Source organism: Pseudoxanthomonas sp. Root630 (genome assembly GCF_001427585.1).
GTDB lineage: Bacteria > Pseudomonadota > Gammaproteobacteria > Xanthomonadales > Xanthomonadaceae > Pseudoxanthomonas_A.
In genome coordinates, this window is the sequence record NZ_LMGY01000017.1 from 211,870 (window position 1) to 227,600 (window position 15,731).

General features: G+C 65.8%; 17 protein-coding genes and 1 tRNA gene. 9 read left to right on the forward strand and 9 right to left on the reverse strand.

What is annotated here, in order from left to right; genetic code table 11:
- Window positions 1-213 precede the first annotated feature (213 nt).
- The 7 genes from ASD72_RS15645 to ASD72_RS15675 all read left to right on the forward strand — a co-directional run bounded on the left by ASD72_RS15645 (window position 214) and on the right by ASD72_RS15675 (window position 5,917).
- Entirely contained in the window at window positions 214-636 is a 423-nt protein-coding gene (locus ASD72_RS15645) for a GntR family transcriptional regulator (RefSeq protein WP_200948908.1), read from the forward strand.
- Window positions 633-1,517: an ABC transporter ATP-binding protein gene (locus ASD72_RS15650; protein ID WP_056880874.1), complete on the forward strand. Its 885-nt coding sequence runs from the start codon at window positions 633-635 to the stop codon at window positions 1,515-1,517. Before ASD72_RS15645 ends, ASD72_RS15650 begins: the two co-directional genes overlap by 4 nt.
- A complete protein-coding gene (locus ASD72_RS15655) occupies window positions 1,514-2,200 on the forward strand; it encodes an ABC-2 transporter permease (RefSeq protein ID WP_056880875.1) in 687 nt (228 codons plus the stop codon). Before ASD72_RS15650 ends, ASD72_RS15655 begins: the two co-directional genes overlap by 4 nt.
- Before the next feature lie 37 nt (window positions 2,201-2,237).
- Complete coding sequence (locus ASD72_RS15660; protein ID WP_162250398.1) at window positions 2,238-3,380, forward strand: acyltransferase family protein; 1,143 nt, start codon at window positions 2,238-2,240, stop codon at window positions 3,378-3,380.
- Window positions 3,381-3,555: 175 nt separating this feature from the next.
- A complete protein-coding gene (locus ASD72_RS15665) occupies window positions 3,556-3,825 on the forward strand; it encodes a hypothetical protein (RefSeq protein WP_056880877.1) in 270 nt (89 codons plus the stop codon).
- Between the two features lie 150 nt (window positions 3,826-3,975).
- On the forward strand, window positions 3,976-4,665 hold the full coding sequence (locus ASD72_RS15670; RefSeq protein WP_056880878.1) for a L,D-transpeptidase: 690 nt from the start codon (window positions 3,976-3,978) through the stop codon (window positions 4,663-4,665).
- 316 nt (window positions 4,666-4,981) lie between these two features.
- Window positions 4,982-5,917, forward strand: coding sequence for an SDR family oxidoreductase (locus tag ASD72_RS15675; protein WP_056880879.1), 936 nt, complete (start codon window positions 4,982-4,984; stop codon window positions 5,915-5,917).
- A 159-nt stretch (window positions 5,918-6,076) separates the two neighbouring features.
- Here the strand turns inward: ASD72_RS15675 and ASD72_RS21560 are convergent, their stop codons facing one another.
- Complete coding sequence (locus ASD72_RS21560) at window positions 6,077-6,526, reverse strand: hypothetical protein (protein WP_235578032.1); 450 nt, start codon at window positions 6,524-6,526, stop codon at window positions 6,077-6,079.
- 300 nt (window positions 6,527-6,826) lie between these two features.
- On the opposite strand from ASD72_RS21560, the gene ASD72_RS15685 reads away from it, so the two are divergent.
- Together ASD72_RS15685 and ASD72_RS21020 are read left to right on the forward strand one after the other, a co-directional pair.
- Complete coding sequence (locus ASD72_RS15685) at window positions 6,827-7,372, forward strand: hypothetical protein (protein WP_155944684.1); 546 nt, start codon at window positions 6,827-6,829, stop codon at window positions 7,370-7,372.
- 168 nt (window positions 7,373-7,540) lie between these two features.
- Window positions 7,541-8,023, forward strand: coding sequence for a hypothetical protein (locus ASD72_RS21020; RefSeq protein WP_155944685.1), 483 nt, complete (start codon window positions 7,541-7,543; stop codon window positions 8,021-8,023).
- Window positions 8,024-8,267: 244 nt separating this feature from the next.
- Here ASD72_RS21020 and ASD72_RS15690 read toward each other — a convergent pair whose 3' ends face one another.
- The 8 genes from ASD72_RS15690 to ASD72_RS15725 form a co-directional block, all read right to left on the reverse strand.
- A complete protein-coding gene (locus ASD72_RS15690; RefSeq protein WP_056880882.1) occupies window positions 8,268-9,260 on the reverse strand; it encodes an acyltransferase in 993 nt (330 codons plus the stop codon).
- A 124-nt stretch (window positions 9,261-9,384) separates the two neighbouring features.
- A tRNA-Leu gene (locus ASD72_RS15695) sits at window positions 9,385-9,470 on the reverse strand.
- 59 nt (window positions 9,471-9,529) lie between these two features.
- Window positions 9,530-10,117 carry a cysteine dioxygenase family protein gene (locus tag ASD72_RS15700; RefSeq protein WP_081420381.1) on the reverse strand — a complete coding sequence of 196 codons (588 nt, stop codon included), beginning with the start codon at window positions 10,115-10,117 and terminating at the stop codon, window positions 9,530-9,532.
- A gap of 231 nt (window positions 10,118-10,348) precedes the next feature.
- On the reverse strand, window positions 10,349-11,476 hold the full coding sequence (locus tag ASD72_RS15705; protein WP_056880884.1) for a homoserine O-acetyltransferase: 1,128 nt from the start codon (window positions 11,474-11,476) through the stop codon (window positions 10,349-10,351).
- Between the two features lie 254 nt (window positions 11,477-11,730).
- The gene (locus ASD72_RS15710; protein ID WP_155944686.1) at window positions 11,731-12,741 is read right to left on the reverse strand and encodes a tetratricopeptide repeat protein; all 1,011 of its coding nucleotides are present in this window, start codon (window positions 12,739-12,741) and stop codon (window positions 11,731-11,733) included.
- On the reverse strand, window positions 12,741-13,199 hold the full coding sequence (locus ASD72_RS15715; protein ID WP_056880886.1) for a cytochrome c-type biogenesis protein: 459 nt from the start codon (window positions 13,197-13,199) through the stop codon (window positions 12,741-12,743). The genes ASD72_RS15710 and ASD72_RS15715 overlap by 1 nt, the downstream gene beginning before the upstream one ends.
- Complete coding sequence (locus ASD72_RS15720; RefSeq protein ID WP_056880887.1) at window positions 13,196-13,792, reverse strand: DsbE family thiol:disulfide interchange protein; 597 nt, start codon at window positions 13,790-13,792, stop codon at window positions 13,196-13,198. Before ASD72_RS15720 ends, ASD72_RS15715 begins: the two co-directional genes overlap by 4 nt.
- Entirely contained in the window at window positions 13,789-15,729 is a 1,941-nt protein-coding gene (locus tag ASD72_RS15725) for a heme lyase CcmF/NrfE family subunit (RefSeq protein ID WP_056880888.1), read from the reverse strand. Before ASD72_RS15725 ends, ASD72_RS15720 begins: the two co-directional genes overlap by 4 nt.
- Between the last annotated feature and the right edge of the window lie 2 nt (window positions 15,730-15,731).

Sequence of the window (15,731 nt, forward strand, 5' to 3'; positions counted from 1 at the left end):
CCAGGTCGTTGGCGCAGCGGGATCCAGGCGCCGAGGCCCCCCCGCCTGGATGCCTGGCCCGTTGACGACTGTTAATCTCTGTGTATACTGACTATGCACAGACTGTGGTGCGTCTGGACAACCGGCTACGGGCGCGGGTCAGGCGCTCAGGCCGCAGGTCGGTGCGAAGACAAGCCTCCGCAACGCGGCTGAATCCCACCACGCAAGGGTTGCATGGATACCGATCTGCTGCTGTCGCCGCATTCGATCACCCCCATGTACGCGCAGATCATGGAGCAGGTGATCGCCAAGGTGATGGCGGGAACGTGGAAGGCCGGCGCGCCTCTCCCTTCCATCCGTGAACTGGCGGCGGGCAGCCGGGTCAGCGTGATTACGGTCAAGCGCGCGTATCTGGAACTGGAACGGGCCGGCGTGATCGTGACGCGCCAAGGCAAGGGCTCCTTCGTCGCCGAAACCCTGGATGCGACGCAGACGCTGGCCGCGCAGGAGTTCCAATCCCAACTGGCCGGCTTGCTGGAGGCGGCCAGGAAACTCGGGCTCGACGGACGACAGATCATCGAGCGCGTAGAGCAAGCCTTGTCCAGCGATCCGGGCATGTCGAAGCCCATGAATCCCGACCGAAGGAAACCCGAATGACACCCGCCATCGCGCTCGAAGGCGTGCGCAAGCAGTACGACGCGTTCGCCCTGCACGACATCGACCTCGAACTTCCCGAGGGCCAGGTGATGGGCCTCGTCGGCGTCAATGGCGCCGGCAAATCGACCCTGCTGCGCATGCTGATGGGGTTGGTCCGTGCGGATGGCGGCAAGGTCGCGGTGCTCGGCCAGGCACTGCCGCAAGCGCAGGTCGCGGTAAAGCGCGATATCGGCTATGCCTCCGACGACATGCGCCTGTACCGGGGGCAGACGCTGCGCTGGCACATGGATTTCGTCCGCAACATCTATCCCGGCTGGGACGAGGCCTATGCGCAGGACCTGCTGAAGCGTTTCGACCTGCGGCCGCAGCAGGCGCTGGGTGGTTTTTCGCACGGACAGCGGGTCAAGGCGCTGCTGTTGCTGATCTTCGCGCGCCATCCGCGCCTGCTGTTGCTGGACGAGCCGACCACCGGCCTGGACCCGGTCGCACGCGGGGAGGTGCTGGACGCGCTGGCCGACGTGCTGCGCGATGAGCAGCGTTCGATCCTGTTCTCCTCGCACAACACCGCCGACATCGAACAGATCGCCGATTCCATCACCTTCCTGCACGGCGGCCGGGTCGTCGCGTCGCGCGACAAGGAATCCTTCCTCGATGGCTGGCGGCGGATCCTGTGCCGCGGCGAAGGGGCGGATGCGATCCGCCGGCTGCCGGGCGTGGCCTCGGTCCGCGACAGCGCGCCGCTGTTCGAAGTGAAGACCGGCACGTTCGATGCCGGCACGCTGCCCGCGTTGCAAGCGCTCGGGTTCGCCGTCGAATCGGTCGAACCGATGTCGCTGGAAGACATCTTCGTCACCACCGTCCGCGGAGGGCACAACGCATGAACTGGCTCGCATCCGATGCCGCGATGGTCCGCAAGCTGATCGTCAAGGACTGGCAGGTCTACCAGAAGCAGCTCGCAGGCTTCGTCGCCGGCATGCTGCTGGCGATGGGGCTGGTGGGCATGGGCACGCCGCTGCTGGCCTCGGCCGGTGCGCTGCTGCTGTTGGTGCTGCTGCTCGTGGTCGGTTCCTATGCCATCCAGTCCTCGGTGATGGCCGAGCGCAAAGAGCAGACCCAGCCTTTCGTCATGAGCCTGCCGGTCACGCCGATGGATGTGTTCTGGGGCAAGTTGCTGGCCAACTTCGCGATCTTCCTGGTGCCGTTCCTGCTGGTCGGCGGCGGCCTGCTGGCGTTGGTGCTGGGCACGCCGCGCGCCGACGGCGCGGTGCCGTGGCTGGTGGTGGTGGCGTTGTTCATGCTCGCCAATTTCTGCGTCTCGCTGTGCGTGGTGATCGCGGTGGATTCCGAAGGCTGGAACGTGTTCGCGATGCTGGCGCTGATGACGCTGATCGGCCCCTTCCTCTACTGGGTCAGCACGATGCACGGCATCCGCGAACACCTGCAGGGCGACGCCATCGTCTGGAGTCCGCAGGTGCTGGGCCTGATCGGCGGCGAACTCGCGGTGATGGCCATCGCCATCCTCGCCGCGGGCTGGGTGCATGCGCGCAAGGCCTCGTTCCTCTGAGCGCAATGCGATGCAGACCGGTGAACGCGTCCATCACATGGACAACCTGCGCGCGCTGGCCATGCTGGCCGGCGTGGTGTTCCATGCGGCGCTTGCCTACAGTCCGCTGATGCATCCGGTCTGGCCTGCCGCGGACGCGGGAGGATCGAGGACCGTCGATGCGGTCGCCTGGTTCATGCACATGTTCCGGATGCCGCTGTTCTTCGCGCTCGCGGGTTACTTCGCGGCCCTGTTGGTGGCGCGCCGCGGCATGGCGGGCCTGTTCCGCAATCGTTGCGCACGCGTGCTGTTGCCGTTGGCGTTGTTCACGCCGCCGGTGCTCGCCAGCATGGCGTGGCTGACGGAACATGCGGCGGACACCGTCATGCGGCCATCGCCGGCGCTGGCGTGGATCCGCACGTATGTCGATCAGCACGGCGCCATGCCGTCGATGCCCGGCTGGGCGCACCTGTGGTTCCTGTTCTACCTCGCGTTGTTCACGCTCATGGTGTGGGTGGCGTCCACCCTGGAACTGGGTCGCATCGGCAACCGGATCGCCGCGATGCCCGCGACGATGCTGGTCGTGCTGTTCCCGTTCCTGACGGCTCCTGCATTGGCGCTGGTCGGAACGCCGTGGCCGGCACCGGAGTTCTTCATCCCGGCGCTATGGGCACTGGCCTTCTTCGGGCTGTATTTCGCATTCGGTTACCAACTGTTCCACCACGGCGCATTGCTCGATCGCCTGCGGTCGCTTTCGCCTTTCCTGTTGGCCGGCGCGGTGATTTCGTATGGCGTGTTGTTCCGGTGGACCGATGGTTTCATGGACGCGCCGCCATCGGCCGTAGCGCGTGGCGTGAGGGCGTTGCTGGAAGCCTGCGCAGGTTTCTGGATGACACTCTGGTGCCTGCTCGCCGCAAGGCGATGGCTGAGGTCGCGCAGCGCGACGATGCGTTGGCTCGCCGACAGCGCCTACTGGGTCTACATCGTCCACTTGCCAGTATTGCTGGCGGTCCAGTATCGGCTGCTGGACATGCCGTTGCACTGGATTGTTAAGTTTGTGTCTTCACTCATCGTCACGCTGCTGGTGTCGTTCGCCAGCTACCAGTGGCTGGTTCGGCGCACGGTGATCGGTCGGCTGTTGAATGGAACGGTGCGGCCGTCCACACCTCCAGTTGCGATGGTCGGCACGGATACGTTGTGATCGTCGGTCACGTCCTGCGCTGGCACGCATTGAATCGCTGGGTTGGAGCCGGAATACGCAAAAATTCCGGCAATTTCACGCTGCGTCCACGTACGCCAATCCAGGCTGAAGGTACGTTGCGGCACCCACCGGAAAGGCCGCTATATTCCCTGCTCCCAGACGAAGGAGGATTGGAATGTTTACGAACAAGCGATTCATGACGACGGCGCGTGTGCTCGGTGTGGCGATGGTGGCGGGCGTGGCTCTCAGCGGCTGTGCCACCTACGACGACGAGTTCGCCGGGATCAACTCGCGCCTCGATCAGCTCGATACGAAGGTGCAGGGCGCGGCGCAGAGTGCCGACGCTGCAAATCAGTCCGCGCAGCAGGCCAACCAGCGCCTGGATCAGATCGAAGGCCGCGTGCGGCAGCTCGAAGCGGCGCCGCGCCGTGTGCCGCGCGGCTGATCGCGCTTGCACGATTCGTTACGCACAGAGTGAACCCGGGACCCGGTGGCCATGGCTGGCCACCGGGCTCTCTTGTTTCCGTTTTTCTTGAGGACCTGCGCCATTCGTACCTGCCTACACCCTGCAATCCGTGCCGCCACCGGCGCGCTGATGCTGACGCTGACGTTCGCGAGTTTCGCGGCGCCCAAGGCCGAGCGTGACGCCCAGCAAGAAACGGCCGCTGCCGCCGACCAGCTTCCGGAAGGCCAGGACGTCTCCGACACGGTGATCGCGCTCGCAGGCTGGATCGTCGCGACCAAGGACAGCCAGGGCTATCCCTTCGCGATCATCGACAAGGCCGCTGCGCAGATCCTGGTGTTCGGTGGCGACGGCCGGCCTCGCGGCGCGGCTCCCGGACTTTTCGGATCGGCGGTTGGCGATCACACGGCTCCCGGTGTCGCCGGTCTCGCGCTTCGCGAAATTCCTGGCCGCGATCGCACGACGCCTGCAGGTCGCTTCGTAGGCGGTTTCGGCCCGTCCATCGATGCGGGGCGCGTGCTGTGGGTCGACTACGATTCCGCGGTCTCCATCCATCCGACCGCCACCGGCGTCCCGGCCGAGAAGCGTGTGGAACGCCTCGCATCGCCCACGCCCGATGACAATCGCATCACGCACGGCTGCATCAACGTGGCGCCCGAGTTCTACGAGCGGATCATGCAGCCGACGTTCGAGAAGGGCGGGGTGTTCTACATCCTCCCGGACAAGGACTCGATCGAGGAGACCTTCCCGGAGTTCGCGCAGAGCCGCGCGGACTCGGCGGCAAACGCCGGCAAGAAGCGCGGACGCTCAGCCCGCAAGTGACAGGCGCGTCGGCATCGCGGCGGGTCTTGCCGCACGCCCCCGGCGTCATACAGATTCATGGAAGGAGGCGCAGCGCGCCTCCTTTTTTTTGTGCGCGGATTGCGATATCGCGCACAAGCGGCTTCCTGCCAACATCGCGCGCACGTCCGTTGAGCGATTCCGGATCGTCCAGCACGCCTTAAAGGCTTCTTAAAGTCGCGCCGCAACACTGCATCGCGACGACCACGCGAACATTCGTCACTTCCTGTGCTGCGCCGCATTGCCCGCGTCGCGCCGCGTTTGCGCGCCTATCTTTCCCCCCATCAAGGTAACTGTCATGGCAGGCTGGACCACATCCGATATCCCGTCCCAGGTAGGGCGAACCGCTCTGGTCACCGGAACAGGCGGCATCGGCTTCCACGTGTCCCTGGCGCTGGCGCGGGCGGGCGCCACGGTCATCGTGGCAGGCCGGAATGCCGCCAAGGGCGCGGCCGCCGTCGAGCAGATAAGCCGGTCGTTGCCCAGGGCCCGCGTGCGCTTCGGCGCCGTCGATCTCGCCAATCTGGACTCGATCGAGAGCTTCGCCGACACCCTGCTGCGGTCGCATGGCAGCCTGGACCTGCTGGTCAACAATGCGGCGGTGATGACGCCGCCGCAGCGGAAGGAAACCGCCGACGGTTTCGAATTGCAGCTGGGCACGAACCATCTGGGCCACTTCGCACTCAAGGCCCGGCTGTTGCCCTTGTTGCGCGAGGGACGCGGTGCCCGGGTCGTGTCGCTGTCCAGCATCGCCGCGCGCAGCGGTGCGATCGATTTCGACGACCTGCAATCGCGGCATCGTTATGTGCCGATGGCTGCCTACAGTCAGTCGAAGTTGGCGTGCCTGTTGTTCGCGTTCGAGTTGCAGCGCCGGAGTGCGACGGAAGGGTGGGGCATCCAGAGCCTGGCCGCGCACCCCGGAATATCGCGCACGGACCTGCTCCCCAACGGTGCCGGCCCCCGCAGCCCGCAGGCGCTGGCCCGACGTTATCTGTGGTTCCTGTTCCAACCCGCCGATCAGGGCGCGTTGCCTCCGCTGTACGCCGCGACCGCGCCGACGGCGCAGGCGGGCGGTTACTACGGTCCCGACAAGCTGAGCGAAACGCGCGGCCATCCGGTCATCGCCAAGGTACCTGCGCAAGCCGAGGACATCGCTGTTGCCGAGCGCCTGTGGCTGGAATCGGAGCGTCTGACGGGTACGGCGTTCGGCAGTCGCCAGGCGCAAAGCGCGTAGTGCGAAGCAAGGGTTGAGCCGCAGGGGATCGCGTTGTGCCGCCGGAGTGGGGCTCAAGGTGCGTTTCTTGCGAGATCGCACTCTGCCCCCCGTTTCCTGTTTCGCAAAGCGAAGGGGCCGTATGGCCCCTTTGTTTGTCTGCAGGGTCGCTGCGTGGTCTTACTCGGCTTGGCGAGAGGCCCGATCACCTACACGACGGGCCTCTTCAATCCAATCCAGGGCTTCGCGGTAGCCTTCCTCGCTTTCCAGGACGCGATCCATCAGGGGACGCCCCGTCAGCGTGAGGTACTCGCCGAAGTCCGCAGGCGTGAGTCCGGCGGCCTCGGCGGCTTGGTGGAACAGGTGCCAGCGCATCGCGCGCTTCTCGCGTTCGTAGCGTGGCCAAAAGTCTGGAAGGACCTCCGCACCCGCGCGTACGCGATTGATCGGCTCTCCCGGGCGCTTGTCCTGGGGGGCGAGGCGCTGGGCGGCGGCGAGGAGCAGGTGTGCTATGTCCTCGCGCTCTACGGTCCCATTCGCCGCACGCAGTTGGCGTGCACACCGATCCAGGGCGGCGGATAGCTCGCGGAGCGAGGCCTGGAGGTAAGGATTCGGGTGGTCTTTGATCATCGTTCGACAGTGCACGGGCTGCGAACAGCGCCCCATCATCAAGGTAGACGTCTGGCGGGGCGATTTCCCTATGGTGGTGAACGCGATATCTCCCGCGGCGATGAGTCCGATGGTCGCGGACTTGACCTGCGGTGCTGCTGCGGTACGAAGTGGCGCATCTGGGAAGGCTGCGACTCGGAATGCCGTACCCCTGGCAGGCAGACGTCAGTCAGGGTGCACATGCTGCGCGCTGCGGGGTGCGGTTATGCGTCGGCTTGTTAGCCAGGCCCAGCCACCCTAAGATCGAACCGCATCAAGGGGATGGCCCGCCAAACGGTGCGCTACGGTGCGCTGTGGGCAGGTTGTATAGCCGGACCAAGATCCGGCCATCAGGCAGTTGGGCATTACTACGGGGAAATCATGCGTTATCTGCTGCTTGCAACAGGACTTGCACTCTCGAGCGTCGCACCAGCTGTGCTCTCGAAGGGGAATCAAACGAAGCCGCCACTCAACCAAGCCGAGCTCAGGCAGTGCGTGTCTCTGGACGATGAAATGGAACGCCAGAGGAAGGCGTACAACGTGCAGGTAAGGGAGAGCAACGATCTCGTCAAACAACAAGCGCAGATCCGCGGTGAACTCGATCAGATGAAGATGGCTATCGAGGCTGGCGAAAGTTTTCGCATGGATGCTTACAATGCAAAAATCGAAGAGTACAACGAAATCGGCGATCGACACGACGATTACAAGTTGCGAATGGCTGAAATATCAGAGAAGCAGCGTCTGGCGGCAGAAGAATACAATCTCACGTGTGCAGGCAGATCATTTCTCAACGCCGACCTGCTTAAGATCAAGCGGCCAAAGAAGTAGCACCCAACAATTCGTTCAAGCGGAAGCCGCTTCGCGGAGCAGTTTGATTCAGCAACTGATCTTCCGATCAGCCGTCAGGTTGCCATTGATGCAACAGCAGCTAGCTCATGGTGGTGCCGCGCGCAAGTAATTGCACTCTGTCCCGTATTTCCACCCTCAAGGAAACTCATGAAGTACTGGAAGAGCAGTGGTCTGGTGTTGGCCTGTTTTTTCATTGGCGGTTGTGCCACGCCTCCGTATGTCTCGCCCGCTGACGGTGCGCGAGCTGAGCTGAAGCTTGTGGCGTCGGGAGGTGTGTTTGCGGGAGCCACGATTTACGAGGAGTCCGAGTCATGTCGCGGAATGCGCTCGCCGGGTGAACTGATCAAGGTGCGCGAGCGCATAGTGCCGATCCCGGCCGGAAAGCCCCTGAGTTTCAGCATGGAGTCCATCGGATACGAGGGTGGCTTGACTTGGGCGCAGTGTCGTATTGTCCTGACCTTCACCCCGCTCGCCAGTCATAGCTATGCAGCAGTCTACAAACACGACGGCGCGCCAAATCAGTGCACTATCCAGCTGACTGATACGACTGCATTTGCGCCCTCGCCAATCGATAGTCGCAAGCGGATCTTTACTCCGCCTGCCACCCGGAACAGCCCATCCTGCAAGTAGGGTGCAGGTGGCGCCATCGCATAGATTGTGGTCAACGAAGTGAGTCCCGACATCGGTATCGTCACGCGGCAATGATGTTGCGCTAGCAAAGCTTGTCCTAACTAATGAGTTTCCCCTAGACGTGCGCATTACGTAGGATGGGTTGGGTGAAGCGACACACATAAGTCACGGCTTGTAGGCGTCATGGTGATGGGTATCGCCTCGCTCAACCCATCCTACGAGGCTGCCCCCAGTAGCTGGTGGGCTACGCGTCCAGTTTCACGCCGTCTAACGAAGCCCTTCCCGACACCTGACGGAAAGCGGCTTCGATCGTATGAAAAGAGATGGCCGCAAGAGCAAGGCCTACAACCAAGCTGAAGGCGAACTGTTCCCACGGAGTGGCACCAAGATCGCGCGCCCATCGACCTAGTGGGTAATGCCAAAGGTAAAGTCCGTAGGACATCTTCCCGAGCCACGACAGGCGGCCCAGCGCGGCCGGCGCGCCGACCACGAGCAGTGCGGCAGCGACTTCTGTCACGGTGATGCCGACCACGTAGTAGAGCGCGTCGTCCTTGCTGACGATCAGGACGCACGCGATCGTGCCCGCGAGTCCCAGCCACCCCACCCATTGCCGCGCCTCGATGCGCGAGTATCCCAGCACGCCACCAAGCGCCAGCCCGGAGAGGCGCATATCGAAGTGGTAGTAAAGCTGTTCGTCGTTCGCCCAGTTCAGTGCGGACCACGCACGCCACGCCGTAGCCACAATGAAAACCACCACCAGCACGCGTATCGCAGCACCTCGCTCGAGTCGCGTCACTCCCAGCAGGAGCAGCGGCCAAAGCAGATAGAACTGTTCCTCGACCGCCAAGCTCCACAGGTGGGTCAGATAGTTCGGTTCCAGGCCGAAGGCCCGGTAGTAGTCGGACAGGTAGAGCGAGCCGGCCAGCGGCTCGATCAGCCACTGATCCTTGGTCACCGCCGGGAAAACCATCGGAGCAAAAACCAAGTACGTCGCCAGTAACGCAAGCAGTGCGGGGTAGAGCCGGCGCAAGCGGCGCACGTAGAAGCGGCGCAGATGGATCGTGCCGGTGGCCGCAGCCTCGCCGGCAAGTATCCGGGTGATCAGGTAGCCCGACAGTACGAAGAACACGTCCACGCCGCCCATACCGCCCTGCGCCCATGGAATCCTCGCGTGGAACAGCAGGACCGCGATCACGGCCAGCGCTCTGATTCCGTCCAGGGCAGGGTTGTAGGTCACGGCGCGACTATAGCGTCCATCTCACCCTCACCCCCTCCAGCGATGGGTATCGCCGCGCTCAACCCATCCTACCTAGATGGGCTGGCCACAAACGAAAAAACCCTGGAGGTCCAGGGTTTGATCTTGGTGCCGGAGGTGGGACTCGAACCCACACGCTTTTAAGGGCGGCGGATTTTGAGTCCGCTGCGTCTACCATTCCGCCACTCCGGCGCGGACGCGAAGTATAGCCGAGCAAGGCCTCCCGCCGACAGAGCGGGGCCGCGCAGGGCTCAATTGACCTGGTCGGTGCCCAACAGACGCTCGCCGCGGCGCTGCCAGCCGCTGGTGCCTGCTTCTTCCTCCGGCGTGTAGATGCCGCAGCGGACCATCGTGCGCTGGTAGACGTGCAGACTGACCGCCACCGCCTTGTCGCTGGGGTTGCGGATGGTGTGGTACTCGTGCGGCGGGATCAGGCTGCCGGCCGAACCGGTACCGGCCTCGATCGTGCCGGCCGGGATGAAGCGGTAACGCACCTCGTCGTGCTCGGCCAACTCGTACTGGGTGATCTCCAGACGGCCGCGCCACACGCCTTCCACGCACCACATGCCCGAATGATCGTGGATCTTCGTGCCCTGGCCGGGGCCCCAGGTCATCGCGATGACGCTGTAACCGTGCTCCGGGCTGGTGTACAGCTCGCGCCGCGCGTAATGGTCGGAGATCGGCTCCAGCACGCAGGCCGGCAGGCGGACGTCCTCGTCGCAGATCAGTTCGCACAGCGACTTGCGCAGCGCATCGGTGATGGCGCGGTCGTTGCCCAGGGCAACGGCGGCGTCCAGCGAGGCGACCAGTTTGTCGGCGCCGGGGAAATCGAGGGTCATGACATGGCCCGGGTCAGGAAGTGGGGCCATTTTAGCCGGGCCAGCCGGGCAGGGCGTCGTGCGGTGCGGAATAGCCCGCTTTTCCCCTCGCCCCGCTTGCGGGGAGAGGGTGCCGAAGGCGGGTGAGGGGCGAACGGAGTGGGGGCGCATCGGTGCATGGGCCGAGACCGCGCTCGCCCCTCATCCGCCTTCGGCACCTTCTCCCCGCAAGCGGGGAGAAGGAAATACGGCTCAGAGGCCGGCCAGGAAGTCCCGGACCGCCGGGCCGAACCGGTCGTAGTCCACCAGGAACGCATCGTGGCCCTGGGGCGATTCCAGCGGCAGGAACTCCGTCTGCGCCCCGCCCGCCGCCAGCCCATCGGCGATCTGCTGCTGCTGTTGCAGCGGGAACAGGATGTCGGTGGTGGCGCCGATGGCCAGCGCCCGCTGCACGCGGATCTTCGCCAGGCCCTTCACTACGTCGCCGTCTGCCCGATCTTCACCGGCGTAGTCGGCCAGGTCGAACCAGTCCATCGAGCGGCTGAGGTAGAGATAGCAGTTGGGATCGAACCGGCGCACGAAGCGGCGCGCATGGCCTTCCAGGTAACTCTCCACCTGGAACTCCAGGCCGAACGGCTCCTCGTCCGGGCGGTCCGACTCCAACCGCACGCGGCCGAAGCGGCCATCCCACTCCAGCGCCGAGCGGTAGGTGATCACGCCCAGCTTGCGCGCCATGCGCATGCCGGATTCCGGATAGGTGTCGTCGTCGTACTGGCCGTGGTTCCAGTGCGGATCCAGGCGGATCGCCTCGCGCTGCAGCGAACGGATCGCGATGGAGAACGGCAGCGCCTGCGCACTGCCGGAGATGTTGATGTGCGTGCGCGCGGCACCCGGATGCAGCAGCAGGTAGGCCAGCGCCGTCATGCCGCCCATCGAATTGCCGATGATGCAGGCCAGCTGCTCGATGCCCAGCCCGCGCACCACGTCGAACGCCGCATTCGCGCCGTCCTCCACCGACAGCTCGGGGAAGTCGAGGCGGTACAGCGCGCCGGTATCCGGATTGATCGAGGCCGGGCCGGTGGAACCCTTGCAGCTGCCGAGCGAGTTCACGCAGACGACGAACCAGCGGTCCGTGTCGATCGGCTTGCCCGGGCCCAGCATCGGCTCCCACCAGCCTTCGTCCGGATTGCCGGCACTGCGCGCGGCATGCGCATCGGGCGACAACCCGGTGACGATCAGCACCGCGTTGTCGCGGCGCGCGTTCAACGTGCCCCAGGTTTCGTACGCCACCCGTGCGCCATGCAGCTCGCCGCCGCGCTTCATGCGGAACGGCGTGGGCAGGGGATGGAAACGGGTGCCGGGGGGGATGAATTCGGTCATCCGGGCAGTGTAGGCAATGCCGCCGGGCGATGCTATTTCGCCAGCGCATCGCGGGGCTGCGTGCGGATGTCACGACGTTCCGCTTTCCCTCGCCCTGCGAAGCGGGGAGAGGGTGCCGAAGGCGGGTGAGGGGCGAACGGTGTGGGGAGTGGCTCGGCGCACGCAGGAAGACCGCGTTCTGCCCCTCATCCGCCCTCCGGGCACCTTCTCCCCGCAAGCGGGGAGAAGGAAGTGCGAAGCACTGCGTAGAGGCTTTACGGCACCACGCGGTCGATCGTCAGCGTGTAGGCGTTGCCGGCCTTCACGTCGGCGGTGATGGCGGTGGCTTCCAGGTCGCCGGCGGTCGAGGTGGCGGCGCCGCCCTTGGAGATGCGCGCCACCAGTTGCACTTGCGGCAGCTGCGAGAGCTTCAGCGTCGGCATGGGGCTGTCGCCGTCGCTCAGCGCGACCGTCATCGGGAACGCGGCCACCGGCAGGCGCTTGGCCGCGACCGGCATCGGCGGGCCGCCGACCTGGCGGGCGAACACGAACAGCGTATCGCCCGGTGCCAGCTTCTCCTTCAGCGCGGGCGCGAGGTCCACGGTGACCGTCAGCAGCGCGGGTGATGCGTCCGCCGCAGGTGCAGGATCGGCGAGTGGCGGCAGGCCGGCTTCGGCACGGGCTTCGTTGATCTGCGTGCGCAGCGTGGCGGCGGTGTTGGGATCCACCTGGGCCAGCAACGGCTCCCAGGTCTTCGCGGCCTCGGCGGGCTTGCCTTCCTGGCGCTGGGCCAGGCCGACGAACCATGCGGCACGCTGGTGGCCCGGATTGATCTGGCGCGCGCGGTCCAGCAGCGCCATCGCCTGCGCATCGAGCTTGCGGTCGGCGTTGTTGAACAGGCGGGCCTGCGCGGCTTCCACCAGCAGGTCGGCGTCGTCGGGCATCAGCTGCACCGCGCGCTCGAACGCTTTCTGCGCATCGCCGTAGCGCTGCAGCGCTGCGTAGGACTTGCCGAGCAGGCGCCAACCCTCCGGTTCGTTCGGCTTCTTCTTCAGTTCGGCTTCGAGCTGGCCGATGGCTTCTTCCAGCGTGGCCGGGCCGGGGGTGGTGGCCTGCGGTTCCAGCGCGGCGGGCGTGCCGACGACGCGGTACAGCGCGAACGTGGCGATGCCGAGCGTCACCACGCCACCGATCACCAGCGGCTTGGCGCTGCGCCACAGTGGCCACAGCACCGCCAGCAGCACCGCCGCGGACAGCACGATGGCGAGGATCACGAAGGTGGTCATCACCACTCCTGGTCGTTGTCGTCGGTGGTCGGGGCCGGCTGCTTCGCGCGGCGCGCGACGATGCGCCCCACCCAGACGCCGCCGGCGAGCAGCAGCAACAGCGGACCGAACCAGAGGATGTAGGTGCCGGGGGCAACGTCGGGCTTGTACAGCACGAACTCGCCGTAGCGCTCCACCAGGAACTGCTTCACCTGCGCGTCGTCCTTGCCCTGGCGCATCAGGTCGAGCACTTCGCGGCGCAGGTCGTGGGCGATCTGCGCGTTGGAATCGGCCAGCGACTGGTTCTGGCACATCACGCAGCGCAGTTCGGCGGTCAGTCTGTGGAAGCGGGCTTCCTCGGCATCGTCGCGGAACTGCAGCGGCGTGGGGTCGCTGACCTGCGCGAAGACCGGCGCGGCGACGGCGACCAGCAGGGCCAGCAGCAAGGCGCGCACCAGGAGGACGGGGGAGGCGTTCATCGGCCGGCTTCAATCTTTTCCAGCGCGGGAATCAGCTGGTGGTCGATGGTGGCCTGGTCGATGGCGCCGACATGCTTCCAGCGGATCACGCCATTGCCGTCGACGAGGAAGGTTTCCGGCGCACCGTAGATGCCCCAGTCGATCGCGGCGCGGCCTTCCACGTCGGCGATGACCATCATGTACGGGTTGCCGAACTGCTCAAGCCAGCGCAGCGCATCGGGACGCTCGTCCTTGAGGTTGTAGCCGATGAAGCGCACGCGCTTGGTCAATGCGAACTGGGTGAGGATCGGATGCTCGACACGGCACTCCGGGCACCAGCTGCCCCACACGTTCATCACATAGGGCTGGCCGGCGAGGTCGGCGTTGGTGACGCGCTTGGTGGGTTCGTGCAGCAGCGGCAGGTCGAACGCGGGCGCCGGCTTGCCGATCAGCGGCGAGGGCAACGCATCGCGGCCGGCGCGGTCGGATTGCTTCACGCCGTAGTACAGCAGGCCCATCAGGCCGACGAAGAACAGGCCGATGATGACCAGCGCGAAGGTCAGTGCGCCACGCGAACGCGGCGGCGACGGCGGGAGTTCGGAAGCGTTGTTCATGCGGGACGCGCCTCGGATGTCTTGTGGTTCCGGAACCGGCGGTCGGCGGCGGTGACGAAGCCGCCCAGCGCCATCAGGGCGGCGCCCAGCCAGATCCAGCGGACGAAGGGTTTGATGTGGACGCGCAGCGACCAGGCGCCATCGCCGAGCGGTTCGCCGATGGCGACGTAGACATCGCCGAGCACGCCCGGGCGGATGCCGGCTTCCGTCATCACCTGGCCGCCGCTGGCGTAGGCGCGCTTCTCCGGGTGCAGCAGCGTCACCGGCGTGCCGTTGCGCAGGACCTGCACGTGGCCGCGGTCGGACAGGTAGTTGGGGCCCTGGGTTTCATCGACGCCCTGGAAGTGGAACCCCCAGCGGCCGACCTCGACGGTCTGGCCCGGCTTCACCGCCAGTTCGCGCTGCACGTTGAGCGCTTCCACCAGCAACGCACCGACGAGGAACACCGCGATGCCGGTGTGCGCGAGCGTCATGCCGAGCATTTCCGGGGTGAAGCGGCCATTGGCGCGCAGGCGCGACCAGATGAAGCGCAGCGTGCCCAGGCCCACCCACATCGCGCCGAGGATGCCGGCGGCCGCCTTGAGCTTGCCCTGCGGCGCGACGAAGTACGCGACCACCGCCAGCACGATGGCCAACAGCGCCCACGGCAGCAGCATCGCGCCGAGGCGGGAGGCCTTGTCGCGCTGCCACTTGGTGAGCGGGCCGAACGGCACCAGCGCCACCAGCGGCGCCATCAGCACGATGAACAACAGGCTGAAGTACGGCGGGCCCACCGAGATCTTGCCCAGGTCCAGCGCATCGGCGATCAACGGGTACAGCGTGCCCAGCAGGATCATCGCGCAGGCGGCGGTCAGCAGCAGGTTGTTGGCCAGCAGCAGCGTCTCGCGCGAGTTCGCCGCGAAGTACGACTTCTCCGAGGCGTCATCGGCCAGCTGCGGTGCGCGCCATGCGTACAGCAGCAGCGAGCTGCCGATCATGATGCCGAGGAAAATCAGGATGAACACGCCGCGACTCGGATCGGCGGCGAACGCGTGCACGCTGGTGATCACGCCCGAACGCACCAGGAACGTGCCCAGCAGCGACAGCGAGAACGCGGCGATGGCGAGCAGCAGCGTCCAGCCGCGGAAGGTGCCGCGCTTCTCGGTGGCCGCCTGCGAATGGATCAGCGCGGCGCCGACCAGCCAGGGCATGAAGCTGGCGTTCTCGACCGGATCCCAGAACCACCAGCCGCCCCAGCCCAACTCGTAGTACGCCCACCAGCTGCCCAATGCGATGCCGAGGGTGAGGAAGCCCCAGGCGACGTTCGTCCACGGACGCGTCCAGCGCAGCCAGCGCGCATCCACGCGGCCATCGAGCAGCGCGGCGATCGCGAACGCGAACGGCACCACGAAGCCCACGTAGCCCACGTACAGGAGCGGCGGATGGATGATCATCCCCGGATCCTGCAGCAGCGGGTTGAGGTCGCGGCCTTCGCCCGGCGACGGCAGCAGGCGGATGAAGGGGTTGGAGGTGAAGATCAGGAAGGCGAGGAAGCCGACCGCGACCACGCCCATCACGCCGAGCACGCGCGCCATCACCACGTCCGGCAGCCCGCGCGAGAACAGCGCCACTGCGCCGGTCCAGATCGCCAGCACCAGCGCCCACAGCAGCAGCGAACCTTCGTGCGAGCCCCACACCGCGGTGTAGCGGTAGACCATCGGCAGCAGCGAATTGGAGTTGTCGGCGACGTACTTCACCGAGAAGTCCTGCTGCACGAACGCGACCGTCAGCGCGATGAAGGCGAGCATCACCAGCCACAGCTGCGCATAGGCGGCCGGGCGCGCGACGTCCATCCAGGCGGCTTTGCCGCGGTGCGCGCCGGCCAGCGGCAGCAGCGCCTGCAGCACGGCGATGAGCAGCGCGAGGATCAGCGCGATTTGTCCGAGTTCAGGCAGCATCA

Coding starts and splice junctions, on each gene's coding strand:
- ASD72_RS15645 (WP_200948908.1), top strand. CDS start 214: ATGGATACCGATCTGCTGCTGTCGCCGCATTCGATCACCCCCATGTAC.
- ASD72_RS15650 (WP_056880874.1), top strand. CDS start 633: ATGACACCCGCCATCGCGCTCGAAGGCGTGCGCAAGCAGTACGACGCG.
- ASD72_RS15655 (WP_056880875.1), top strand. CDS start 1,514: ATGAACTGGCTCGCATCCGATGCCGCGATGGTCCGCAAGCTGATCGTC.
- ASD72_RS15660 (WP_162250398.1), top strand. CDS start 2,238: ATGGACAACCTGCGCGCGCTGGCCATGCTGGCCGGCGTGGTGTTCCAT.
- ASD72_RS15665 (WP_056880877.1), top strand. CDS start 3,556: ATGTTTACGAACAAGCGATTCATGACGACGGCGCGTGTGCTCGGTGTG.
- ASD72_RS15670 (WP_056880878.1), top strand. CDS start 3,976: ATGCTGACGCTGACGTTCGCGAGTTTCGCGGCGCCCAAGGCCGAGCGT.
- ASD72_RS15675 (WP_056880879.1), top strand. CDS start 4,982: ATGGCAGGCTGGACCACATCCGATATCCCGTCCCAGGTAGGGCGAACC.
- ASD72_RS21560 (WP_235578032.1), bottom strand. CDS start 6,526: ATGATCAAAGACCACCCGAATCCTTACCTCCAGGCCTCGCTCCGCGAG.
- ASD72_RS15685 (WP_155944684.1), top strand. CDS start 6,827: ATGGCCCGCCAAACGGTGCGCTACGGTGCGCTGTGGGCAGGTTGTATA.
- ASD72_RS21020 (WP_155944685.1), top strand. CDS start 7,541: ATGAAGTACTGGAAGAGCAGTGGTCTGGTGTTGGCCTGTTTTTTCATT.
- ASD72_RS15700 (WP_081420381.1), bottom strand. CDS start 10,117: ATGACCCTCGATTTCCCCGGCGCCGACAAACTGGTCGCCTCGCTGGAC.
- ASD72_RS15705 (WP_056880884.1), bottom strand. CDS start 11,476: ATGACCGAATTCATCCCCCCCGGCACCCGTTTCCATCCCCTGCCCACG.
- ASD72_RS15710 (WP_155944686.1), bottom strand. CDS start 12,741: ATGACCACCTTCGTGATCCTCGCCATCGTGCTGTCCGCGGCGGTGCTG.
- ASD72_RS15715 (WP_056880886.1), bottom strand. CDS start 13,199: ATGAACGCCTCCCCCGTCCTCCTGGTGCGCGCCTTGCTGCTGGCCCTG.
- ASD72_RS15720 (WP_056880887.1), bottom strand. CDS start 13,792: ATGAACAACGCTTCCGAACTCCCGCCGTCGCCGCCGCGTTCGCGTGGC.
- ASD72_RS15725 (WP_056880888.1), bottom strand. CDS start 15,729: ATGCTGCCTGAACTCGGACAAATCGCGCTGATCCTCGCGCTGCTCATC.